The sequence below is a fragment of the Streptomyces sp. NPDC001450 genome (genome assembly GCF_053597295.1).
In genome coordinates this window covers 30,983-53,313 of sequence record NZ_JBSFHY010000016.1, presented here as the reverse complement: position 1 = coordinate 53,313, position 22,331 = coordinate 30,983, and the positions used below count along the sequence as shown (strand labels likewise).

22 protein-coding genes and 1 pseudogene are annotated in these 22,331 nt (G+C 71.6%); 7 read left to right on the top strand and 16 right to left on the bottom strand.

The window, feature by feature from the left end:
- Positions 1-279 precede the first annotated feature (279 nt).
- From ACWC5O_RS19380 to ACWC5O_RS19370, 3 genes and pseudogenes are all read right to left on the bottom strand, one after another.
- A complete protein-coding gene (locus ACWC5O_RS19380; protein WP_450584564.1) occupies positions 280-1,179 on the bottom strand; it encodes a S1 family peptidase in 900 nt (299 codons plus the stop codon).
- 225 nt (positions 1,180-1,404) lie between these two features.
- Positions 1,405-2,256: a S1 family peptidase gene (locus tag ACWC5O_RS19375; protein ID WP_450584566.1), complete on the bottom strand. Its 852-nt coding sequence runs from the start codon at positions 2,254-2,256 to the stop codon at positions 1,405-1,407.
- Positions 2,257-2,378: 122 nt separating this feature from the next.
- Positions 2,379-2,981: pseudogene (locus ACWC5O_RS19370) on the bottom strand (DUF1684 domain-containing protein); the annotation flags it as partial.
- Positions 2,982-3,348: 367 nt separating this feature from the next.
- Between ACWC5O_RS19370 and ACWC5O_RS19365 the strand changes: the two are divergent.
- Complete coding sequence (locus ACWC5O_RS19365; protein WP_450584568.1) at positions 3,349-3,786, top strand: cell division protein SepF; 438 nt, start codon at positions 3,349-3,351, stop codon at positions 3,784-3,786.
- Between the two features lie 39 nt (positions 3,787-3,825).
- Here the strand turns inward: ACWC5O_RS19365 and ACWC5O_RS19360 are convergent, their stop codons facing one another.
- Together ACWC5O_RS19360 and ACWC5O_RS19355 are read right to left on the bottom strand one after the other, a co-directional pair.
- Positions 3,826-5,010: an acyl-CoA dehydrogenase family protein gene (locus ACWC5O_RS19360; protein ID WP_450584570.1), complete on the bottom strand. Its 1,185-nt coding sequence runs from the start codon at positions 5,008-5,010 to the stop codon at positions 3,826-3,828.
- A gap of 67 nt (positions 5,011-5,077) precedes the next feature.
- The gene (locus tag ACWC5O_RS19355; RefSeq protein WP_450584572.1) at positions 5,078-6,715 is read right to left on the bottom strand and encodes an MFS transporter; all 1,638 of its coding nucleotides are present in this window, start codon (positions 6,713-6,715) and stop codon (positions 5,078-5,080) included.
- A 260-nt stretch (positions 6,716-6,975) separates the two neighbouring features.
- Between ACWC5O_RS19355 and ACWC5O_RS19350 the strand changes: the two genes are divergently transcribed.
- Together ACWC5O_RS19350 and ACWC5O_RS19345 are read left to right on the top strand one after the other, a co-directional pair.
- Entirely contained in the window at positions 6,976-8,244 is a 1,269-nt protein-coding gene (locus ACWC5O_RS19350) for a glycosyltransferase family 39 protein (RefSeq protein WP_450584573.1), read from the top strand.
- Between the two features lie 238 nt (positions 8,245-8,482).
- Positions 8,483-9,517: a phosphatase PAP2 family protein gene (locus ACWC5O_RS19345; RefSeq protein WP_450584575.1), complete on the top strand. Its 1,035-nt coding sequence runs from the start codon at positions 8,483-8,485 to the stop codon at positions 9,515-9,517.
- A gap of 111 nt (positions 9,518-9,628) precedes the next feature.
- Here the strand turns inward: ACWC5O_RS19345 and ACWC5O_RS19340 are convergent, their stop codons facing one another.
- The 3 genes from ACWC5O_RS19340 to ACWC5O_RS19330 all read right to left on the bottom strand — a co-directional run bounded on the left by ACWC5O_RS19340 (position 9,629) and on the right by ACWC5O_RS19330 (position 12,042).
- Positions 9,629-9,844, bottom strand: a complete 216-nt coding sequence (locus ACWC5O_RS19340; RefSeq protein ID WP_389187957.1) for an I78 family peptidase inhibitor — start codon at positions 9,842-9,844, stop codon at positions 9,629-9,631.
- A gap of 353 nt (positions 9,845-10,197) precedes the next feature.
- Positions 10,198-11,232 (bottom strand): helix-turn-helix transcriptional regulator, encoded by a 1,035-nt coding sequence (locus ACWC5O_RS19335; protein ID WP_450584578.1) that lies wholly within the window; start codon positions 11,230-11,232, stop codon positions 10,198-10,200.
- A 108-nt stretch (positions 11,233-11,340) separates the two neighbouring features.
- Positions 11,341-12,042, bottom strand: coding sequence for a transglycosylase family protein (locus tag ACWC5O_RS19330; RefSeq protein WP_450584580.1), 702 nt, complete (start codon positions 12,040-12,042; stop codon positions 11,341-11,343).
- A 540-nt stretch (positions 12,043-12,582) separates the two neighbouring features.
- Between ACWC5O_RS19330 and ACWC5O_RS19325 the strand changes: the two genes are divergently transcribed.
- Both ACWC5O_RS19325 and ACWC5O_RS19320 read left to right on the top strand, forming a co-directional pair.
- The gene (locus ACWC5O_RS19325) at positions 12,583-13,368 is read left to right on the top strand and encodes a hypothetical protein (RefSeq protein WP_450584652.1); all 786 of its coding nucleotides are present in this window, start codon (positions 12,583-12,585) and stop codon (positions 13,366-13,368) included.
- A 135-nt stretch (positions 13,369-13,503) separates the two neighbouring features.
- Complete coding sequence (locus ACWC5O_RS19320; RefSeq protein WP_450584582.1) at positions 13,504-13,899, top strand: hypothetical protein; 396 nt, start codon at positions 13,504-13,506, stop codon at positions 13,897-13,899.
- Positions 13,900-13,963: 64 nt separating this feature from the next.
- Here the strand turns inward: ACWC5O_RS19320 and der are convergent, their stop codons facing one another.
- The 5 genes from der to aroH form a co-directional block, all read right to left on the bottom strand.
- On the bottom strand, positions 13,964-15,448 hold the full coding sequence (der, locus tag ACWC5O_RS19315) for a ribosome biogenesis GTPase Der (RefSeq protein WP_450584584.1): 1,485 nt from the start codon (positions 15,446-15,448) through the stop codon (positions 13,964-13,966).
- 77 nt (positions 15,449-15,525) lie between these two features.
- On the bottom strand, positions 15,526-16,113 hold the full coding sequence (locus ACWC5O_RS19310; RefSeq protein ID WP_450584654.1) for a lysophospholipid acyltransferase family protein: 588 nt from the start codon (positions 16,111-16,113) through the stop codon (positions 15,526-15,528).
- 53 nt (positions 16,114-16,166) lie between these two features.
- Positions 16,167-16,862 carry a (d)CMP kinase gene (gene cmk, locus ACWC5O_RS19305; RefSeq protein ID WP_450584585.1) on the bottom strand — a complete coding sequence of 232 codons (696 nt, stop codon included), beginning with the start codon at positions 16,860-16,862 and terminating at the stop codon, positions 16,167-16,169.
- Between the two features lie 98 nt (positions 16,863-16,960).
- Positions 16,961-18,046: a prephenate dehydrogenase gene (locus tag ACWC5O_RS19300; RefSeq protein WP_450584587.1), complete on the bottom strand. Its 1,086-nt coding sequence runs from the start codon at positions 18,044-18,046 to the stop codon at positions 16,961-16,963.
- Complete coding sequence (gene aroH, locus ACWC5O_RS19295; protein ID WP_450584589.1) at positions 18,043-18,411, bottom strand: chorismate mutase; 369 nt, start codon at positions 18,409-18,411, stop codon at positions 18,043-18,045. The genes ACWC5O_RS19300 and aroH overlap by 4 nt, the downstream gene beginning before the upstream one ends.
- Positions 18,412-18,623: 212 nt before the next feature.
- Here aroH and ACWC5O_RS19290 point away from each other — a divergent pair, with 212 nt between their 5' ends.
- Both ACWC5O_RS19290 and ACWC5O_RS19285 read left to right on the top strand, forming a co-directional pair.
- A complete protein-coding gene (locus ACWC5O_RS19290; protein ID WP_450584591.1) occupies positions 18,624-19,004 on the top strand; it encodes a Rieske (2Fe-2S) protein in 381 nt (126 codons plus the stop codon).
- Between the two features lie 23 nt (positions 19,005-19,027).
- Positions 19,028-19,780 carry a nucleotidyltransferase domain-containing protein gene (locus ACWC5O_RS19285; protein ID WP_450584593.1) on the top strand — a complete coding sequence of 251 codons (753 nt, stop codon included), beginning with the start codon at positions 19,028-19,030 and terminating at the stop codon, positions 19,778-19,780.
- On the opposite strand, the gene ACWC5O_RS19280 is transcribed toward ACWC5O_RS19285, so the two are convergent.
- From ACWC5O_RS19280 to ACWC5O_RS19270, 3 genes are read right to left on the bottom strand one after another with little or no spacing between them, the layout of a single operon-like run.
- Positions 19,706-20,455 carry a nucleotidyltransferase domain-containing protein gene (locus ACWC5O_RS19280; protein ID WP_450584595.1) on the bottom strand — a complete coding sequence of 250 codons (750 nt, stop codon included), beginning with the start codon at positions 20,453-20,455 and terminating at the stop codon, positions 19,706-19,708. The two genes, ACWC5O_RS19285 and ACWC5O_RS19280, sit on opposite strands and share 75 nt — an antisense overlap.
- Positions 20,456-20,459: 4 nt before the next feature.
- Positions 20,460-21,482: an ADP-ribosylglycohydrolase family protein gene (locus ACWC5O_RS19275; RefSeq protein ID WP_450584597.1), complete on the bottom strand. Its 1,023-nt coding sequence runs from the start codon at positions 21,480-21,482 to the stop codon at positions 20,460-20,462.
- Positions 21,479-22,198 (bottom strand): NUDIX hydrolase, encoded by a 720-nt coding sequence (locus tag ACWC5O_RS19270; RefSeq protein ID WP_450584598.1) that lies wholly within the window; start codon positions 22,196-22,198, stop codon positions 21,479-21,481. The genes ACWC5O_RS19275 and ACWC5O_RS19270 overlap by 4 nt, the downstream gene beginning before the upstream one ends.
- Positions 22,199-22,331 lie beyond the last annotated feature (133 nt).

Sequence of the window (22,331 nt, the reverse complement as noted above, 5' to 3'; positions counted from 1 at the left end):
GGACCTCAAGGGCCGGAAGGCTGGTTGACGGGCGCCCACTCTTCCGAACCGCACAGGGAGCACACAAGGTCGACTTCAGGACGCGCACACGAGAAGCCCGTACGCCCCCACCGCCTGGATCGGGGACAGCCACCCCAGGGAATTCGCACAGCAAACACTACGCGCGAGTAACCCATCGGCGGACAGTGACGGTTACCCCTGGCCGGAATGCAACCTTCCCCGGACAGGAGAGAGCCCCCGCACGCAACCCGCGCGCGGGGGCCCACAGAAGCCGACCCGTCAGGGAAGGGTCACACCGTAGTAGCTCAGCGCCTCGGTGACCGGCTGGAAGAACGTCGTACCGCCGGAGGTGCAGTTGCCGCTGCCCCCCGAGGTCAGACCGTAGGCCACGGTGCCCGCGTAGAGCGGACCGCCGCTGTCGCCGCCCTCGGCGCATACCGTGGTCTGGATCAGGCCGTAGACGATGTCACCGCTGCCGTAGTTGACGGTCGCGTTCAGCGCGGTGACCCGCCCGCTGTGCGTACCGGTGGTGGAACCACGCCGGTAGACGGTCGTGCCCACGGACGGAGTGGCCGCGCTGCTGATGGTCTGGCTGCCGACCGCGCTCGGGTGCGCGATGGAGGAGTTGGTGTAGCGCACCAGCGCGAAGTCGTTGCCCGGGAAGCTGTAGCCGACGTTCGTGCCCAGCGTCGTGGTGTGGCTGGAGTTGCTGTACCAGGTCGAGGCGACCTCGCCGCAGTGACCGGCGGTCAGGAAGTAGTACGTGCTGCCACTGCGCACGTTGAAGCCGAGCGAGCATCGGTAGGAGCCGCCGTAGATGGCGTCGCCGCCGGTGATCAGCTTGTTGAACTTGCCGGGCGTGTGCTTGATGGTCAGCGCGCCCGCGTTGCCGCCGGCCTGCCGCTTGATCTTGGCGATCCCGGCCTCGGAGACCGTGCTGTCGACGGTGACGACGACACGGTTGGTCTTGCTGTCCACCGCCCAGGCCGTGCCGGCGATGTCGGCCTTGAGGACGGAGTCGCTCGCCTTGGTGAGCTGGGTGGCGCTGAACGTGTGGGCGTCGCTGGCGTTCGCGGTGGGGGCGGCGAACGCAGCCGCGGCCAGGAAGCCGGTGGCCACGGCGATCAGCCGGGTCCGTCTTGCGGTGCCGCTGTGGGGAGTGGTGCGCTTGATCCTCACGTTTCGTTCCCTCCTGGGGGAAGTCGGGGGCCCGCGTGGGGTCGGGGCCCGTGAGGCGCAGCCGGAGACTCGCTTGTCCGAGTTCCGGACAAGCCGTGCCCCTGACAAGCGCTGAGGGGGAGTATTCGGCCGCACGACCGACGTTCGCAAGGGCGGCTTTCGGCCGTGCAGCCTTCAACTGTCACACGCTCAAGCGCGTTGACCTTCTACGGCGCGCCGAGTGCCCTAGTAGACGCTGACCCCGTAGGCGCTGAGCGCCTCGGTGACCGGCTGGAAGAAGGTCGTACCGCCGGTCGTGCAGTCGCCGCTGCCACCGGAGGTGATGCCGAGCGCCTTCGTGCCGTCGTAGAGGGGCCCGCCGGAGTCGCCGGGCTCGGCGCACACCGTGGTCTGGATCATGCCGCTGACCGTGCCGCCGCCCTGGTAGCGGACGCTGACGTTGAGCGCGGTGACAGTGCCGCCGTGGGTGCCCGAAGTGGAGCCGGTGCGCTTGACGTTCTCGCCGACGTAGGCGTTGGCGGCGCTGTAGCCGCCGGGGTGGCTGAGCGCGGCGTTGTCGTAGCGGACCAGGGCGTAGTCGTTGCCGGGGAAGCTGTAGTCGATGGTCGGGCCGATGAGCGTGGAGTGCGCCTGGTTGGTGTACCAGGTCTTGGCCACCTTGCCGCAGTGGCCTGCGGTGAGGAAGTAGTACGTGCTGCCGCTCACCACGTTGAAGCCGAGCGAACAGCGGTACTGGCCGCCGTAGATGGCGTCCCCGGCGGACAGCAGCGGCCGGAAGGATCCGGTCGTGCGCTGGATCCTCAGAGCGCCGGTGCCGGCGCCGGCGGCCTTCTGGATGCGGGCGATGTCGGCCCGGGAGACCGTGCTGTCGACGGTGACGACGACACGTCCGGACGCCTGGTCCGTGTACCAGGCGGTGCCGTCGACCGCGGTCCTGGCGACGCCGTCCGAAACCCGTGCGAGGCTCGCGGCGCTGGGGGCGGGGGTCCCGGCGGCGCCCGCGGTGGGGGCTCCGGCCAGGGTGGCGCCGACGAGACCTGCGGCGACGGCGAGCAGTCGGGTGCGCTTGGCTCTCACTGTTCCTCCTCTTGGGAAGCGGAAGGCCGGGCCGGGGGGTGAGGACCCGCGGAACGCGCCGAAATGGCGTGTTCCTGACATGCGCCGTCAGTGAGGATGACGCCGGAGAGCCGCGCGCACAAGAGACGGACCGGGGGCATACCGGGGACGTACGGAAAAGGACGCCAGTTCAAGGTGCGCTCCCCCGCCTCGACCACCAGGCCGAGCGTGACGTCGGCGAACACCGCCCACAGCGTGCCGTCGCCCTGCTGTGCGACCTGGAGGGTCAGCTCCTGTCCGTCGAAGGCGAAGGCGAGTTCGCCGGCGAGCCCGAGGCCGCGCTCACGCCCGTCCGCGTTCCGCACGCGGACCGTGCGGCTCTCCTCGTACGGCGTGAAGCGCCCCGGCACCGACCAGCGCGGGTCGTACGCAGGGGCGTCGATGCCGCGGAACGCCCGGCGTGCACCGGAGGCCGGGTCGAAGTCCCTTACGCCCCAGATGCCTTCGCGGACGAGCACGACGAACCGGCGCTCGCCGAGCGCGACCCGCGCCCCGGGCACGGGCCCGGAGTCCTCCGTGAGCCGGACCGCCCCGGTGAAGGGTTTCCCGTCGACCGCCAGGCCGTCGGCCGGCGAGGCCGTCAGCACCGCCGCGTCACCGTCGATCGCCCAGGTCCCGGGGATGTCCGGAAGTCGGCCGTCGGGCTAGTCCTCGATCCAGTGCGTCCCCGTGAGCGCGAGTGGCCCGAGTACGGAACGCGCCGTGAGATGCGGGACGAGGACGAAACCGTCGACGGCGCACTCGCGTACGTACGACAACCGCGGACCGGCACGATCGCCGAGTCCCGGATCAGCCCACCGGAGCTGAGAACTGACGTTCATTCACCCGTACGCTCCGTGCGTCACCCATCCGCCTCCGACAATCGTATTTCACTCACAGTCAGCAGCCGTACGAGTCAAGACCCTTGGGACACAAGGACTCTCGACGGATCGTCTCTGCACCAGTACCGTCACAAACCCCCCGCGCGGCGTCTATCCACTTGGCGCGCCGTCCGCATCATGGATGACCATAGGGATGCGGAAGCAAGAAGGACCGCTGTGAGAGGAGGCGTCCATGGGATCGGTACGCAAGGCGAGTGCGTGGCTCGGCCTCGTCGACGACAACGATGACGAGCGCTACTACGACGACGACTACTCCGAGGGCGCCGAGTCCGGGGACGCCTGGGTCACGGACCCCCGGGTGAAGGTGGCCACGGACACGGCCGAGGAGAAGGGCCGCCGGATCGGCACGGTCACCCCGGACAGCTTCCGGGACGCCCGCGCCATCGGCGAGCTGTTCCGGGACGGGGTCCCGGTCATCATGAACCTCACGGTGATGGAGCCCGCCGACGCCAAGCGCGTGGTGGACTTCGCAGCCGGACTGACCTTCGGCCTGCGGGGCACGATCGAGCGGGTCGCCACCCGGGTCTTCCTGCTGACGCCGGCGAACACGGAGATCATCAGCGGTGAGCCGACGGCGCGCCGCGAGGACGGCTTCTTCAACCAGAGCTGAGGCAGGGCCGCTCACCGGCCCTGCCTCGGCCCCAAGGGGTCAGCGGAAGGCGTCGAGCCCGGTGAGCGCCTTGCCCAGCACGAGCTGGTGCATCTCGACGGTGCCCTCGTAGGTGAGCACCGACTCGAGGTTGGTCGCGTGCCGCATCACGGGGTACTCGAGGGAGATCCCGTTGGCACCGAGGATCGTCCGCGCCGTACGGCAGATCTCGATGGCCTCGCGGACGTTGTTGAGCTTGCCGAAGCTGACCTGCTCGGGACGCAGGCGGCCGGCGTCCATCCGCCGCCCCAGATGGTGGGCGAGCAGGATTCCCTTGTGCAGTTCGACCGCCATGTCGGCGAGTTTGGCCTGGGTGAGCTGGAAGCCGCCGATGGGCCGCCCGAACTGCTCCCGCGTCTTCGCGTACTCCAGGGCCGCCTCGAAACTGCTGCGCGCCGCGCCCATCGCGCCCCAGACGATGCCGTAGCGGGCGTGCGACAGACAGCCGAGCGGTCCGCGCAGCCCGGTGACCTCCGGGAGTACGGCGGTGGCGGGCAGGCGTACGTCGTCCAGGACGAGTTCGCTGGTCACGGAGGCGCGCAGGGACCACTTGTGCTTGATCTCGGGTGCCGAGAAGCCGGGTCGGTCGGTCGGTACGACGAACCCGCGGATCCCGTCCTCGGTCTGTGCCCAGACGACGGCCACCCCGGCCACGGACCCGTTGGTGATCCACATCTTGCGGCCGTTGAGGATCCAGTCGTCACCGTCGCGCTTGGCGTGGGTGCGCATGGAGGCGGGGTCGGAGCCGTGGTCGGGCTCGGTGAGCCCGAAGCAGCCGATCACCTCGCCGGAGGCCATGCGGGGCAGCCACTCCTGCTTCTGCTCCTCGCTGCCGAACCGGTGGATCGCGTACATGGCGAGCGAGCCCTGCACGGAGACCAGGGACCGGATGCCCGAGTCGGCGGCCTCCAGCTCGAGACAGGCGAGGCCGTACTGCACGGCCGACGCGCCCGCGCAGCCGTACCCGGTGAGCGACATGCCGAGGGCGCCGATCCCACCGAGTTCGCGCGCCAGCTCCCGGATGCCGGGCAGCTCGCCCTTCTCGTACCAGTCGGCGACGTAGGGCAGCACGCGGTCGGCCGCCCAGCTGCGGACCGTGTCCCGTACGGCCAGGTCCTCCGGCTCCAGGAGGTCGTCGATCCCGAGCGGGTCGGCGGCGTCGAACGGGGGCAACTTCGCGGACATGGAACACCCTCCGGCACACTGAGGCACGGTGAAAACTAGCAACGCTAGTTACGCTGTGCGGCCGACGTTACGGTGCAGCGTCCCGCACGTCCAGAGCCGCCACGACGACCCTCGGCTTCTCGGCCCCCCTCGGGGACGGCAGCTCCACCTCGGCGGACTCCTCCCCGCACTGCATGATCTGGGGCAGCCGCAACGCCATCACCGCGCCCAGCAGCAACAGGCCCGCGCTCACCAGCAGGGTCACGTGCAGCCCGTGCACGAAGGAGTCCCGGGCCGCCCGGCGCAGCGCGGCCCCCACGGGCCCGCCGAGCCGCCCGGCGACCTCGTAGGCCTCGCCCAGCGAGTGGCCCGCCGCGTCCGACGCGTGCGGGGGCACGCCCGGCACCGACGCGAGGCCGGGCGCGTAGGCCGCGTTCATCACGCTGCCGAGCAGTGCGATCCCGATCCCGGCGCCCAGCTGGTACGACGTCTCGCCGATCGCCGCGGCCCCGCCGGCCTGCTCGGCCGGGGCCTCGCTCAGCATCGACTCGTACGCCCCGAAGAGGGTCGTCTCCAGACCGAACCCGAGCAGGACGAAGCCGAACAGCAGCAGGCCCGCGTTGTCGGCCGCACCCATCGCCGTCAGCGTCAGGACCGCCGCGGCGGTGAGGCAGAAGCCGAAGCACACCATCCGGCGCGGTCCGAAGCGGCGCAGCATCCGCGCGCCCGCGAGGCCCGCCGCCATCGCGGCCACGGTCAGGGGCAGCAGCCTCAGACCCGTCTCCAGCGGTGACAGACCGAGCACCAGCTGCAGGTACTGCGCCGCGATCAGCTCCAGGCCCACCAGCGCGAGCATCGCCAGCACGATGCAGCCCACCGAGGTGCTGAACGCCGGCCGCCGGAACATCCGCAGGTCCACCAGCGGGTGCGGGCGCCGCCCCTGCCGCCGTACGAAGAAGAAGAGGAGCGCCGCGCCCGCCAGCAGCGGCACCAGGGTGAACGGGCTCGTCGGCGCCTCACCGCCGCCGAGCCGCTTCACGCCGAGGACGACCCCGAACAGGCCGACCGCCGCCATCAGCGCGCCGACCACGTCCCACGGGCCGCCTCGGTCACCGTGCGACTCGGGCAGCAGCATCCGGCCGACCGGCAGGCTGACGAGCATCAGCGGGATGTTGACGAGGAAGACCGCGCCCCACCAGAAGTGCTCCAGCAGGAAGCCGCCGAGCAGTGGACCGACCGCCGCGCCGACGGCCGCGACCGCGCTCCAGATGCCGATGGCCAGCGCGCGTTCGCGCCGGTCCGGGAAGACCTGGCGGAGGATCGACAGGGTCGCGGGCATGATCATCGCGCCGCCGACGCCGAGCAGCGCGCGGGCGAGGATCAGCGTCTCGGCGGTCTGTGCGAGGGCGGCCACGGCGGAGGCGACACCGAAGAGGGCGTAGCCGAGGAGGAGGATGCGCCTGCGGCCGACCCGGTCGCCCAGTGTGCCGAAAAGGATCAACAGGGAGGCGCAGACCAGCGGGTAGACGTCGACGATCCAGAGCAGCTCTATCGCGCTGGGCCTGAGGTCCTCGGTGACGGCGGGGACCGCCACGTGCAGCACGGTCGCGTCGAGGGCGACGAGCAGCAGGCTGACGCAGAGGACGATCAGGACGACCCAGCGGTTTGCACCGGCCCCGGTCGCCCGACGGCGCGGCCGTACGGCAGCCGTGGTCGTCCCGGACATGTACGTACCTCCCAGATGATCCCTCGCGGGCGGCGGATCGGCGGGGTGGGGACTCCCCGTCGTACGGCCGGAGAGGAGCGGTGTCTCCGGCCCGCGCAAACCCACGCGGGTGACTCGTCAGCGTACGCGAGTTCACTGCGGGGGCACGTGGCGGACCTCTCACACGCAGGACCGAACACGTGTGGCGTACACCACTGCGCCCGCTCTTGACCACGCCCCCGCGGGCGGTCCGGTTCCCCGTCCGGTCGATAATCGAGCCCGTGACCGATCTTGACGCGCGCGTGACACCACCCCGCGCCCCCGCTCTGCGCCGGGCGGCGCCTGCCCTCCTCGGGTACGCGGCCGTCCGCGCCCTGGGCCTGGTCGCGCTTGCCGTGTGGAGCGGCGCTCGCGACAAGAGCGCGTACACACTGCTGACCGCACGCTGGGACTCCCTGTGGTACACCCGGGTCGCCGAACTGGGCTACGGCTACGAGGTGCGGCTGCCGAACGGCGACGTCCACTCCAACCTGGCGTTCTTCCCGCTGCTGCCCTGGCTGGAGCGGCTGCTGCACGCGGTCACACCGCTGTCGTACGCGGACACCGGCTTCGTCGTCAGCCTGCTCGCCTCGCCGGCGGCGGCCTGGGGGATCTTCGCGGTCGCGGACCGGCTGTACGGGCCGAGGGTCGGGGTCTGCGCGGTCCTGCTGTGGGCGGTGCTGCCGGTCGGGATCGTGCAGTCGATGGCGTACAGCGAGTCCTTGTTCACGGCGCTGGCCGCGTGGTCGCTGTACGCGGTGCTGACCGGCCGGTGGGTGAGCGCGGGCGCCCTGGCCGCGCTGGCCGGGCTGACCCGGCCGGTGGGGCTCGCGGTGGTCGCAGCGGTGTGGGTCGCGGGCGTGATCTCGTTCGTGCGAGACCGAAGCGCACGGGGGACGCACGGCGCGCGAAACGGCGAACACGCCCCCACTCCGGCGGACAGCACGCGCGCCGGACGCGCGACCGGCACACACGAAACAACACGCGCCCCCTCTTTCACCACCGGCGCACCCGCCTGGCATCGCGCCCTCGGCATGCTTCTCGCGCCCCTGGGCGCCGCCGGCTATGTGCTCTGGGTCGGTCACCGCACCGGCAAGGGTCCGCTCGGATATCTCGATGTGCAGGCCGGGTGGCGCAACGGGTTCGACGGCGGGTACGCCTTCGCACGCTTCGTAGTCGACAAGTTCACGTCATTTCCGTCGGCTCTCGCCGGCGCGGGCCTGATCGTCGGAGTGGCCCTGTTGATCTGGCTCTACGTGACCGGCGTACGCCAGGGCCAGCCCGTCGCACTGCTGGTGTACACGGGTGTCGTCCTGGCTCTCGCCCTGTGCGCGTCGAGTTACTTCGGGTCCAAACCGCGGCTGCTGATGCCGGCCTTCCCGGTGCTGTTCCCGCTCGCCCGCGCCCTGGCCCGGCTGCGCACGTCCAGATCGGCGCTGGTCACGGCGGGTGTGGCCGTGGCGACGGCGGTCTACGGCGCCTTCTGGCTGAACGGCTCAGGTCCCCCGTGATCGACTTCGGCGGTTCGATGAGCACCCCCTGAATTCCATCCCGTGATTCGGTGAACGAATTCATAAGCGCCATAAAACCGCCCTCCGGCATGATCAAAGGAATTGCAGGAAGCAGGCTCACAGGATTGCGGAATCCCAGGAATTCGGACCGCTCCTGAGAGGTTTCCCACATCACATCGTCATCACAAAGCCGCTGTTTCGACCGGGAACAGAGCTCACTCGCTGTAACGTCGATTGGGTGCGTACCGAACGAAACCTCACCCGGAGTCTGGACCGGGTGTTCGCCAGGCTGGACCGTGAGCCGGAACGACCGGCTCACATCGATGTGCCGAGGATGAGCCGGCACCGGGTCGTGCTGTTCACCGCGACCCTCGCCTTTTACCTGGCGATCGTCTGGGCCGTGGTGATCACCTCCTGGCTGGTCCGGCTCGACTGGCAGGTCATGTTCTTCCGGCCGTACCAGCAGTGGCCGGAGATCCACGCCTTCCTCGACTACTACGTGGTGCTCGGCCAGCGCGGGCCGACCGCCGTGATGGTCGCGGCCTGGCTCGGCTGGCGCTCCTGGCGGCAGCACACGCTCCGCCCGCTGCTGACCCTGGCCACCTCGCTGCTGCTGCTGAACATCACGGTCGGCGCCGCCAAGCTCGGCATGGGGCGGCTCGGTCCGCACTACGCGACCGTGATCGGCTCGAACGAGATGGGTCTGGGCGGCGATATATTCCCCAGCGGCCACACCGCCAACGCGGTGGTGACCTGGGGAATCCTGGCGTATCTGGCCTCCACCCCGAGAGCGCGCCGCTGGCTGTCCGCGCTCTCCGCGGTCACCTCGCTCGGCGTCGGCCTCACCACCGTCTACCTCGGGACGCACTGGCTGAGCGACGTGCTGCTGGGCTGGGCCGCCGGCCTGCTGATCCTGCTCGCCCTGCCCTGGTTCGAGTCGCTGATCGCCACGGCCGAGACCGCGCTCTTCGACCTGCGCGACCGCTGGCGCGCCCGCCGCGGCCGTACGGCGCCCGCGCCGGCCGTCCCGGTCAGGCCCGCACCGGTGCTGCTCAAGCCGCGCCCCGCGCCCGCCGAACAGGTCGCCGCGCCGGCGCGCGAGCCGGTGTCGCCGGTGCGCGGCTCCCGGGCCCCGATCCATCTGGCCCCGGGCCCGCACACGGCCCGCTCGGAGCGCACCCCGGTCACCCCGGCGGGCAGCCGCCGCCCGCCGCACGCCGACCGCCTCCCGCGCGGCACCCCCCAGCCGGCTCGGCCCCTGACCGGCAACTGACGCTCCACACGGCGGCGGGGCCGGTACGCACAGCCAACCCCCGCCATGGCGAAGGCCCCGCTCCCGGAAGAGGGAGCGGGGCCTTCGTCGCAGTGGCCGGCGGGAGCGGGGTCAGCCCTTCCAGGCGCGGGCCACCCGGCCGTCCCGTACCTCGAAGTTGAGCCGGCCCACCCGGTACTCCATGGTGATGATCGTGCCCGGCGGCAGCGACCGTACCGTCGACCACCCGCGCTCCCGAGCGAGCCGCTCGGCGCGCGCGGCGTCGAGGCCGACATACCCGTCCGGACTGTCCTGGGGCTCCGCTGGCGGAGTGGGAATCGGTGCCATGCGGCCACGCTAGGCCGCATCGGACGGCGACGGAAGCCGGAGCCGGCGGACCGCGTCCCGGAGCCCTCTCCGGTTCCCCTCCGGTTCCTCTCCGGTCACACTTCTGTCACAGGTTCCCGTCACGCGCTTCCCTCGAACTCCATCACACGTACGGGGGTTTCCGTACCGCTCGCCGGGGCAATCGAACAGAATTCCCGCGTGTCGGAGCAGCCCCTCGAATTACCCGCCGGAATGTGCCGCAGTGCGGATCGGAGTGGGTCCCGAGTGGCATTCCCCACGGAATCCGGCGCCATGCCCGGCGAGCTGACACCGCATAGGAATTTCACGGATTCAGCACACAACCGACGTACGTGTCAGTCCGTCCCGGATCCGCCCCGCGGCCCCGCGGCCCGCGCCAGTGCGGCGTCCAGCCGGTCCCGGACCCTCCTGATCACGTCGTTCAGCTCGACGGGTTCCAGCACCTCGAAGGGGAGGCCCGTCATCATGATGTGAATGACCATCACGTCGAGGTTCGGGGCACCGCTGCGCAGGATGCACGCGTCCTCGCCGTCGGCCTCGAGCATCCCCGCGGACGGCGAGATCCGCTCTGCGGCCTCTCGCAGCGGCACCAGCAGCCGGACGGTGGAGTGCGTGGCGTACACGCTCGTGGAGACGCCCTTCGACACATAGGCGGCGAGATCCTCGGCGGGCGGCTCGCGCGGGTCGAAGCGCGGGCCGTGCGGCGGCTTCGGCGTGATGCGGTCGACGCGGAAGGTCCGCCAGTCCGCCCGGTCGACGTCCCAGGCGACCAGGTACCAGCGCCGCTCGGTGCACACCAGCCGGTGCGGCTCGACGGTACGGCGGCTGATGCTGCCCATGGGGGTTCCCCCGGCCGAGTCTGTTCGAGACCGGGCAAGGCTCAGGTACTCGAAGTGCAGCCGCTCGGCGTCCCGGCACAGGTGGGCGAGTTCGGTGAGCACGGCCGGGTCGACGGGGGTCGACGGCGGACCGCCGCGCAGCATCGGCACGGTGAAGGCGTTGAGGGCGCCCACCCGGCGGCGCAGCCGGTCCGGCAGCACCTGTTCCAGCTTGGCGAGGGCGCGCACGGAGGTCTCGCCGATGCCCTCGATGCCCTGCCCCGCCGCGGTGCGCAGTCCGACGGCGACGGCGACGGCCTCGTCGTCGTCCAGCAGCAGCGGGGGCAGTTCGGCGCCCGCACCGAGCCGGTAGCCGCCGCCGGTGCCGGGGCTCGCGTTGACCGGGTAGCCCAGCTCGCGCAGCCGGTCCACGTCCCGGCGGACCGTGCGCGGGGTGACACCGAGCCGGTCGGCGAGTTCGGCGCCGGACCACTCGCGGTGGGCCTGGAGCAGCGAGAGCAGGCGGAGCAGTCGTGCCGAGGTCTCCAACATGGGGCCGAGTCTGCCAGCCGATGCGGACAGCCGCTGTCCTCATTCAGGACAGCGGCTGTACCGGTCAGGTGCTCGGCACCCGTGGCCCGCTCAGAGCGCTCGGAACGCTCAGAGCGCGAGGCGCTGGCCGGGCACGATCAGGTTGGGGTCGTCGCCGATGACCTTCTCGTTGGCGGCGTAGATCCGCTGCCAGCTGGTCCCGTGCCGGGCGGCGATGGCGCTCAGGGTGTCGCCCTCGCGGACGGTGTAGTCCCCGCGGGACGCACTGCGGTCGGTGTGGCCCGCCGGGCGTTCCGGCGCCTTCGCCGGTACGGACTTCGCGGGGGCGGACTTCGTCGGGGCGGACTTCGTCGTCGCGCTGCTCTTCGAGGCGCTCGTACCCGAGGTGCTCGTACCCGGGGAGCCGGCCGCCGGTGCCGTGCCGGAGGCTCCGGCCCGGGCCGAGCAGACCGGCCAGGCGCCCCAGCCCTGGGCGCGCTGGACCTTGGTGGCGACGGCGATCTGCGCGCTCCTGGAGGCCTGGTCGGCCGTCGGCGCGTAGGCGGTGCCGCCGTACGCGCGCCAGGTGCCGGCGGAGAACTGGAGCCCGCCGTAGTAGCCGTTGCCGGTGTTGATGTGCCAGTTGCCGCCGCTCTCGCACTGGGCGATGCGGTCCCACACTCCGTTGTCCGCCGCGGCGGCGTTGCCGGTCGCGGCCAGCAGCCCCAGCGGGGCCAGCAGCGCCGCCCCGGCGAGGGCGGCCGTCGCACGGCCCTTGCGGGCGCTGCCGTGACGAGCGGTGTTGCGGGTGGTATCGGCACACTCGGACATGTAGTTCCCTCTCCACGAACCCGGGCTCCCCCGGACGGAGCACGCCTCCCCGCGTAGGACCGCGGTTCGTCGCGCCCGCCCCGTCCGCCGCGGCCGGTTCCTGATCGTGCTCTGCCTGGTGCCGGCCGGCGGACGTACCCGAGCGGTGCTCGCTGCACACGGCGGAGGAATGTAGGGAGATCGGGCCGCCGATATCAACCAACTCTCTGTCATTCCAGGCCAGTTCGCCGTTACCCTGGGTATCGGCGATTTTCGGCCAGCCATTTCATCCGCTGATTTCATGATTTTTCGACCACCCGCTCGGGCGATCTGTGACCCACTTCACCCGTTCAAGTTCCTTGACTGTGCGCGGAGTTGACGATGAGTGGCCGATTCCGCACCGAAGGTGACCCTGTGCGGTGGATGGTTCGATTCCGTTCTCCCCTGGGCGTGACCACCACCACAGGAAGCCCGTTGTCTTCTTCATGAGCCCGGAACCCCGGGGCTCAGGGGCCGGGAGCCACCCGGCCGACCCAGCACCGCATCCCGATGGGAGCCACCGTGCCGCGCATGCTCGACGTCAGTGACGCCGTACGCGCCGAGATCGGCGACGAAGAAGCCGACCGGCTGCTCGCCGGAGAGAACGCCCCGGGCAGTTACGACTGCACGTCCTGCCGCACCCCGGGCGACTCCGAGCAGGAGCGCACCAGCACCGTTCTGTTCGTCGGCGACGAGACCGCCGTCCTTGCCTTCGCCCACGCCAGCTGCCTGCCCTCGCAGGTCGTCCAGGTCACCGAGGAGCAGCTGCAGGGCGCGGTCCGCTCCATCGGCGGCAGCGCCGCCGGCATGGGCGAGCCGCACAAGGCGGTGCCCGAGCAGGCCGTGCTCGGCGTGACCAGCGGACTCGTCCTCATCGAGGGCGAGTTGCACCCCGCGCTCGTGGTCGAGCCGACCGCGCCCATCGTGCGTCCCGGCTCCACCGCGGTCGGCGACGACTTCCTTCCGCTCCTCATCGAGCAGGGCTTCATGCCGGTGACCGAGCTGGCGACCGTTCCGCCGGTGCTGCACGGCTGGTCGGTGCTGCTCGCCGTCGGCCAGCTGCACGCGGTGCTGCAGCCGGGCACCAACGGGGGGCAGCCGGTGGCCTGGTGGCAGGCGCATCAGCCGCTGCAGGTGACGGACAGCTGGCGGGCTGCCGCCAACAAGCACCAGCAGGTGTTGATGTTCGCGGCGCCGGTGGGCTCCATCGGGCGGCAGCCCCGGGAGGATCTGCTGCGGGAGGCGCTGGACAAGGCTGCGGCGAACGGGAAGCTGGTGGCGGCGGCGCTGCCGCTTGCGGGTACCTGACAGTCATCCAAGGGGTGCGGGCTGCGGATGATTCGTGGCTTGTCGCTTCCAGGCGGCGGAGCCGCACAGTGATGCAGCCCCGCGCCCCGATTTGTCCGACCGCATCTCTTTAAGGTGCCGGTCGTTTGGACATACGTGCACGCATACGACGCTCCTTCCCGCCGGTCCGCCTTCCCCTCTGTCCCGTCCGCGCGGTCGGGGCAGGAGGGGTTCGGTGGGCCATCGGCCACGCCGATCTACGACTCGCTCTACGCGGAGTGGGTCAAGGCCTTCCGTACGCTGCCGGGTGACCGCAGCGGCGAGGAGGGGCTGGACTTCACGGCCTTCGGGAACATGCCGCACGGCACGGGCTCGTACGGCGGACACCGGCCGGGGTCGTTCAGCAGCTCGTACAGCGCCTACAGCGCGGGGGCCTACAGCGCGCGGCAGCAGTCGCAGTGGCAGCGGGTCGGCACCCTCGGGCGGCAGCAGGACACCGGGATGCACCACGTTCCGGCGGGGCTGCCGCCGGCTCCGCGCCGGGGTGTGTGACGTAAGCACGGCCAAGGGCGGCTCCTGGAGCAGGAGCCGCCCTTCGTGATGGGTCGTGGAGGTACTACTTCTTCTTCGTGCCGCGCTTCTCGCGCACCCGCACCGAGATGTGGATCGGGGTGCCGTCGAAGCCGAACTCCTCGCGCAGGCGGCGCTCGATGAAGCGCCGGTAGCCCGCCTCGATGAAACCGGAGGCGAAGAGGACGAACCGCGGCGGCTTGGTGCCGGCCTGGGTGCCGAACAGGATGCGCGGCTGCTTGCCGCCCCGGACCGGGTGCGGGTGGGCCGAGACCAGCTCGCCGAGGAAGGCGTTCAGACGGCCGGTGGGCACACGGGTCTCCCAGCCGGCGAGCGCGGTCTCGATGGCCGGGACCAGCTTCTCCATGTGGCGGCCGGTGCGGGCCGAGACGTTGACGCGGGGTGCCCAGGCGATCTGGGCCAGCTCGGTCTCGATCTCCCGCTCCAGGTAGTAGCGGCGCTCCTCGTCGAGGGTGTCCCACTTGTTGTAGGCGATGACCATGGCGCGGCCGGCCTCGACGGCCATGCTGATGATCCGCTGGTCCTGCACGGAGATGTTCTCGGAGGCGTCGATCAGGATGACCGCGACCTCGGCCTTCTCCACGGCCGCGGCCGTGCGCAGGGAGGCGTAGTAGTCGGCGCCCTGCTGGAGGTGGACGCGCTTGCGGATACCGGCGGTGTCGACGAACTTCCACGTCACGCCGCCCAGTTCGATCAGCTCGTCGACCGGGTCGCGGGTGGTGCCCGCCAGCTCGTTGACGACGACGCGCTCCTCGCCGGCCACCTTGTTCAGGAGGGAGGACTTGCCGACGTTCGGGCGGCCGATCAGGGCGATGCGGCGCGGGCCGCCGATCGCGGCGCCGCCGAAGGTCTGCTCGGGCGCGCTCGGCAGGACCTCCAGGACGGCGTCGAGCATGTCGCCGGTGCCGCGGCCGTGCAGGGCCGAGACCGGGTGGGGCTCGCCGAGGCCCAGGGACCACAGGTAGGCCGCGTCGGCCTCACCGCTCGGGCCGTCGACCTTGTTGGCGCACAGTACGACCGGCTTGCCGGCCTTGCGCAGCAGTCGTACGACCGCCTCGTCGGTGTCGGTGGCACCGACCTTGGCGTCCACGACGAAGACGACCGCGTCGGCCGCCTCGATCGCGTACTCGGCCTGGGCGGCCACGGAGGCGTCGATGCCGAGGACGTCCTGCTCCCAGCCGCCGGTGTCGACGACCTTGAAGCGGCGGCCCGCCCACTCGGCCTCGTAGGTGACGCGGTCGCGGGTGACGCCCGGCCGGTCCTCCACGACCGCCTCGCGGCGGCCGATGATCCGGTTCACCAGGGTCGACTTGCCGACATTGGGGCGGCCGACGACGGCGAGCACGGGCAGCGGGCCGTGGCCTGCCGCCTCGATGGCGCCCTCGACGTCCTCGATGTCGAAGCCCTCTTCGGCGGCGAGCTCCATGAACTCCGCGTACTCGGCGTCGCCGAGCGCCCCGTGCTCGTACTCGTGCTCGGCCGAGCCGTCGGGCTGGATCTGGTCGCTCATGAAGTCCGTACCTCGTCGTTCATCGTGGTGATCGGTGGAGCGGCCCGTCAGGGGCTGATCCACTACTCAAGTGTCGCCTAGCGCCCGGTCAGGCGCCTGGCGTTTTCCAGGTGGCTGGTGAGCTGCTTCTGGATGCGCTCGGTCGCCTCGTCCAGCGCCCTGCGCGTGCGCCGTCCGCTGCCGTCGCCCGCCTCGAACGGGTCGCCGAAGACGACGTCGACGCGGGAGCGCAGCGGGGGCAGTCCCTTTATCAACCGTCCCGGCTCCTCGGAACTTCCCAGGACCGCCACGGGCACGATCGGTGCCCCGCCGCGGACGGCGAAGTAGGCGAGCCCGGCGCGCAGGGAGGCGAAGTCGCCCTCGCCCCGGGTGCCCTCCGGGAAGATGCCGAGCACTCCCCCGCCGTCCAGGACGCCGAGGGCGTCGGTGATCGCCGTGCGGTCGGCGGAGGTGCGGTCCACCTTCAGCTGGCCGATGCCGGTCAGGAACGTGCCCAGCGGACCGACGAACGCCTCCTTCTTGATCAGGAAGTGCGTCGGCCGGGGCGACACGCCCATGACCATGGGGCCGTCGATGTTGTGGGAGTGGTTCACGGCGAGGATCACCGGACCGGTCGCGGGCACCCGCCAGGCGCCGAGCACCCGCGGCTTCCACAGCCCGTACATCAGGCCGACGCCGATGCGCCGCCCCACCTCGGCGCCCCGCTCGGACGGAAGGCTCACTTCCCGGCCCGCTTCTCCTCGACCAGGGTGACGACGCACTCGATGACCTGGGCGAGGGTGAGCTCGGTGGTGTCGACCTCGACGGCGTCGCCGGCCTTGGCGAGCGGCGAGGTCTTGCGGCTGGAGTCGGCCGCGTCCCGCTTGATCAGCGCCTCGCGGGTGGCGTGGACGTCCGCGCCCTTCAGCTCGCCGCTGCGGCGGGCCGCACGGGCCTCCGGGGAGGCGGTGAGGAAGATCTTGAGGTCGGCGTCCGGCAGCACGGTCGTACCGATGTCGCGGCCCTCGACCACGATGCCGTACTCCGCGCCGGCGGCCAGCGAGCGCTGCAGCTCGGTGATCCGGGAGCGCACCTCGGGCACCGCGCTGACCGCGCTGACCTTGGAGGTGACCTCCTGGGTGCGGATCGGGCCGGCCACGTCGACGCCGTCGACCGTGATGGTCGGGGCGGCCGGGTCGGTGCCGGAGACGATCTCCGGCTTGCCGGCGACGGCCGCGATCGCGGTCGGGTCCTCCAGGTCGATGCCGTTGGTCACCATCCACCAGGTGATCGCCCGGTACTGGGCGCCGGTGTCCAGGTAGCTCAGGCCGAGCTGCGCGGCGACGGCCTTCGACGTGCTCGACTTGCCCGTGCCTGAGGGGCCGTCGATCGCGACGATCACGGGCTTGGCGGTCGGGGCGGCGCCGTTTTCCACGGGAGGGCACCTTCCTGGTGAAGGGTGGTGGGTGGGTGGGGGACGCGAGGGCGTCCCGCACAAGGTTACTGGCTCCCGGGAGGCGCCCTCACCGGGCTTTACTGCCGCAGGGCCCAGCCCCGCTCCCGCAGGGCCTCCTTCAGGACCGGTGCGGCCTTCGGCTCGACCATGAGCTGGACCAGACCCGCCTGCTGTCCGGTCGCGTGCTCGATGCGTACGTCCTCGACGTTGACCCCGGCCCGTCCCGCGTCCGCGAAGATGCGGGCCAGCTGGCCGGGCTGGTCGTCGATGAGGACGACGACGGTGTCGTACACGCGCGGCGCGCTGCCGTGCTTGCCCGGCACCCGCACCTGCCCCGCGTTCCCGCGTCGCAGCACGTCCTCGATGCCCTGGCCGCCCTCGCGCCGCTTGTCCTCGTCGGAGGACTGCAGGGCGCGCAGGGCACTGACGGTCTCGTCCAGGTCGGCGGAGACGTCCGCGAGGAGGTCGGCGACCGGTCCGGGGTTGGCGGAGAGGATGTCGATCCACATCCGGGGGTCGGAGGCGGCGATCCGGGTCACGTCCCGGATGCCCTGCCCGCACAGGCGGACGGCCGCCTCCTCGGCGTGCTCCAGGCGCGCGGCGACCATGCTGGAGACCAGGTGGGGCATGTGGGAGACGAGGGCGACGGCCCGGTCGTGGGCGTCGGCGTCCATGACGACCGGCACGGCCCGGCAGTGCGAGACCAGTTCCAGGGCGAGGTTCAGCACCTCGGTGTCGGTGTCCCGGGTCGGGGTGAGCACCCAGGGGCGGCCCTCGAAGAGGTCGCCGGTCGCGGCCAGGGGGCCGGACTTCTCCCGGCCGGACATGGGGTGCGTGCCGAGGTAGGAGGAGAGGTCGAGGCCGCGGGCCTCCAGTTCGCGGCGCGGGCCGCCCTTGACGCTGGCCACGTCGACGTAGCCGCGCGCCACTCCCCGGGCCATGGCGTCCGCGAGGACTCCGGCCACGTGGGCGGGCGGGGCGGCGACGATCGCGAGGTCCACCGGACCGCCGGGGGCCTCGTCGGTGCCGGCGCCCAGTGCCGCCGCCGTACGGGCCTGCTCGGGGTCGCGGTCGTCGAGGTGGACGACGACGCCCCGCTGGGTGAGGGCGAGCGCGGCGGAGGTGCCGATGAGCCCGGTGCCGATGACGAGTGCGGTCCTCACTGGGCGATGTCCTTGCGCAGGGCGGCGGCGGCGCCGAGGTAGACGTGGGCGATGTCGGCGCGCGGCGTGTCCGACTCGATGTGCGCGAGCACCCGGACGACCCGGGGCATGGCGCCCTCGATGTCCAGCTCCTGGGCGCAGATCAGGGGTACGTCGGCGAAGCCGGTGCCGAGCTTGCGGGCGGCGGCCGCCGGGAAGTCGCTGTGCAGGTCGGGGGTGGCCGTGAACCAGATACTGATCAGGTCGTCGGTGGTGAGCCCGTTCCGCTCCAGGACGGCGGTGAGCAGGGCGCCCACCTGCTCGTCCATGTGACCGGCCTCGTCCCGCTCCAGTTGGACGGCCCCCCGGACCGCTCGTACCGCCACGGCGCTGCTCCTTGCTGACATGCGTATCGGCTCTTGGTCCGTCCAGCGTAGTCAGACCACACCGGCCGGGCGCGCGGCGCCCGCCGGCTGAGACAGGGGCCGGCCCGGTGCCGGCCGTCCACCGGCCCCTTCATTTCCTTCGACTTGGACACTTTTGATGCAAAGATGTCGCAAATTGCGTCTTTCCTCCTGTCGATGTTCGGAGTGACGAGATGACCCACAGCACGACGCGGCGCACGGTTCTCGCGACGGGCGCGGCGGCGCTCGCCGCCGGCTGCGGCGGCATCGACTCCACATCGCCCGGCGGTGAGCAGCTGACCCGGACCAGTGACATCCCGGAGGGCGGCGGCAGGATCTTCAAGGACCAGAAGGTCGTGGTCACCCAGCCGACGAAGGGCGACTTCAAGGCCTTCTCGGCGGTCTGCACCCACATGGGCTGCACGGTGGCCCAGGTGGCGGACGGCACCATCGACTGCCCCTGTCACGGCAGCAAGTACCACATCGCCGACGGTTCGGTGGCGCACGGCCCGGCGGCCAAGCCGCTGCCTCCCAAGACGATCAGGGTGGACGGAAATTCGATCCGCCTGGCGTGAGCGGCCCGCGTACGCTCCGGGGCATGCAGCCCGAGAACGCCGAGGACCTGGTACGCGACCACACGATCTACTCCTGTGTGATGGGATCGCGGGCCTTCGGCCTGGCCACGGACAGCAGCGACACCGACCGCAGGGGCGTCTACCTCGCCCCCACCCCGCTGTTCTGGCGGTTCGAGAAGCCGCCGACGCATGTGGAGGGGCCGGGCGAGGAGCGGTTCTCCTGGGAGCTGGAGCGGTTCTGCGAGCTGGCGCTGCGCGGCAACCCGAACATCCTGGAGTGCCTGCACTCCCCGCTGGTGGAACACGTCGACGACACCGGCCGCGAGCTGCTGTCCCTGCGCGGCGCCTTCCTCTCCCGGCGCGCCTACGACACCTTCACCCGCTACGCCCTCGGCCAGCGCCGCAAGCTGGACGCCGACGTGCGCACGACGGGCGCACCGCGCTGGAAGCACGCGATGCACCTGCTCCGCCTGCTGATGAGCGCCCGCGACCTGCTGCGCACCGGAGAGCTGCGGCTCGATGTCGGTGACCAGCGGGACCCGCTGCTGGCGGTGAAGCGGGGCGAGGTCCCCTGGGCACAGGTCGAGGCGTGGATGGTCCGGCTCGCGGCGGAGACCGAGGAGGCCTTGCACCGCACCCCGCTGCCGCCGGAGCCGGACCACGCGCGCGTGGCCGACCTCCTGCACCGGGTGCGCCGTACGTCAGCCTGCCTGCCGGACGCGCACCACGAAGTCGTTGAGGGCGTCGTGCGCGCTGGGCGCGTCGGGCAGGGCTGAGGCGGCCTGCGCCGCGTCGAGCACGAGGTGCAGCCGCTCCACGTCGGCCTCCACGCGCGCGTGCTCGACGTCGGCGGTGCCGTGCTCCTGCTCCGCCTTGGCGGCAATCAGCTCGGGCAGATAGCCGGGCGCGTCCACCTGCTCCAGGAGCGTGGGCAGATGGGCCTGCACCTCGCCGCTGCGCATCAGGTGGACGCCGGTGAGCAGCACACGGAACGTGTAGAGCAGCGGCTTGAGTTCGCCGGTCTTCTCGAACAGCCGCCACTGGGTCACCGCGAACCCGCGGTAGTGGTGGGCGTGGTGGCTGGTGAGGACGCCCGGCACCAGGGCGATCAGCTCCCGGTGCTCCTCGGTGGTGTGCGCGACCAGGGGCGAGAGCAGCTGCTCCAGCACATAGCCGTTGCGCCGGAGCATCAGCCGTACGAACTTGCGCACGTCATGGGTGACGAGGTCCATCTCGACGCCGGACCGCACCCACGCCCGCGACCGCGTCTCCTCCGGTTCGCGCAGCCCGACCAGGTCGGCGGTGGGCAGCAGGTGGGCGCCGCGCAGGTCCAGGTCGGAGTCCTGGGAAGGGAAGCCGTACAGGTGGGCACCGGAGACGGTCGCGAACAGCAAGGGGTCCGGCTGTTCGGCAATCACCGGCGTCAGGTCCATGCCGAGGTCGTCGATCACGGGCCTAAGCGTCCCAGAGCGCTCCCAGGGCCAACAGGTCACCCCGGTACTCGATCCGGTCGGCCCACTCGGTGGGCCAGGCGTCCGCACCCAGCCAGGCTCCCGCGAAGGCGCCGGTGAGGCAGGCGATCGAGTCCGAGTCGCCCGATGAGCAGGCGGCCCGGCGCAGGGCGGTGACGGGCTCGTCGGGGAAGAGCAGGAAGCACAGCAGCCCGGTGGCGAAGGCTTCTTCGGCGATCCAGCCCTCGCCGGTGGCCAGGCACGGGTCGGCTTCCGGGGAGACGGTGGACACGGCTTCCTGGAGGCGGCCGAGGATCTCCAGGCACTCGTCCCAGCCGCGCGCGATGTAGTGCTCCGGGCTGGGGTCCTGGGAGCGGGTCCACAGGTCGCCGAGCCAGGTGTGGTGGTAGCGGTTGCGGTTGTCGTGGGCGTACGAGCGCAGCTGTCCGACGAGTCCGGCCGGGTCGGTGCCCCGGGCGAGCAGGTGGACGGCGCGGGCGGTGAGGTCGGAGGCGGCCAGTGCGGTGGGGTGTCCGTGGGTGAGCGCGGACTGCAACTGGGCGGCGCCGGCGCGCTGTTCGTCGCTCAGGCCGGGGGCAAGCCCGACGGGGGCGACGCGCATGTTGGCGCCGCAGCCCTTGGAGCCGATCTGGCTGGCGTCCTGCCAGATCCGGCCCTCCTCCTTGAGCAGACCGCACGCGGTCAGGCAGGTGCGGCCGGGGGCGCGGTTGTTCTCCGGGGACTGGTACCAGTCCACGAACTCCTCGCGCAGCGGCCGCTCCAGCCGCCTCGGGGCGAGCACACCGCGGTCCATGGCCGTCCTGAGGGCACGCCCGAAGGCGAGGGTCATCTGTGTGTCGTCGGAGACGAAGGCGCGCTGCGGCAGCTGCATCTCCCGCCAGGGGCCGCACTTGGCGAGGATCGAGGGCACGTCGTTGAACTCGGTCGGGAAGCCGAGGGCGTCCCCGAGGGCGAGTCCGATCAGGGATCCGGAGGCGGGGCGCTTGCTCCCGTGGAACGTGGTCATGCGGGGCGTCCTTCCCGGGACGGTCGGAGGAGGGGCGGGTGCAGGGTGGTGGCGGAACCGGCGCGGTAGAGCGCGGCCGGTTTGCCGCGGCCGCCGGTCAGCCGGGCTGCGCCGGGGACGGGTTCCACGAATCCGGGCGTGGCAAGCACCTTGCGGCGGAAGTTGGGCCGGTCCAGGGCCGTGCCCCACACCGTCTCGTAGACCTGCTGCAGCTCGCCGAGGGTGAACTCGGGCGGACAGAAGGCGGTGGCGACACAGCTGTTCTCCAGCCGGCCGCCGATCCGCTCATGGGCGTCGGCGAGGATCCGTTCGTGGTCGAAGGCGAGCGGCCGGGCGGAGTCGTGGGGCAGCCAGCGGGCCTGGGCCGCGTCACCGCCGCCGCGCGGCTCGGGAGGCTCGGGCAGCAGCGCGGTGAAGGCGACGGAGACGACCCGCATCCGGGGGTCGCGGTCGGGCTCGCTGTAGGTGCGCAGCTGCTCCAGGTGGAGCCCGGAGACGTCGTCGAGCCCGGTCTCCTCGGCGAGTTCGCGCCGGGCCGCCGTCTCCGCGGACTCGGCGGGCAGCAGGAAGCCGCCGGGCAGCGCCCACTGACCGGCGTACGGCTCCTGCCCGCGCTCGACCAGCAGCACGTGCAGGGCGCCGGCGCGGAGCGTGAGCACGGCGAGGTCGACGGTGACGGCGAACGGTTCGTAGGCGTACTTGTCGTAGCCCTCCATGCCCCGGTCCCCCCCTTCAGCGCCGGCCTCCACGGCCCGGCCTTCACCGTCGGCCCGACTAATAGTCGCTACGACCATAAAGGGCGCGTGTGGTGATCCGCAAGCCCCTCAGCGCCCCTTGGAGCCCCTTGGA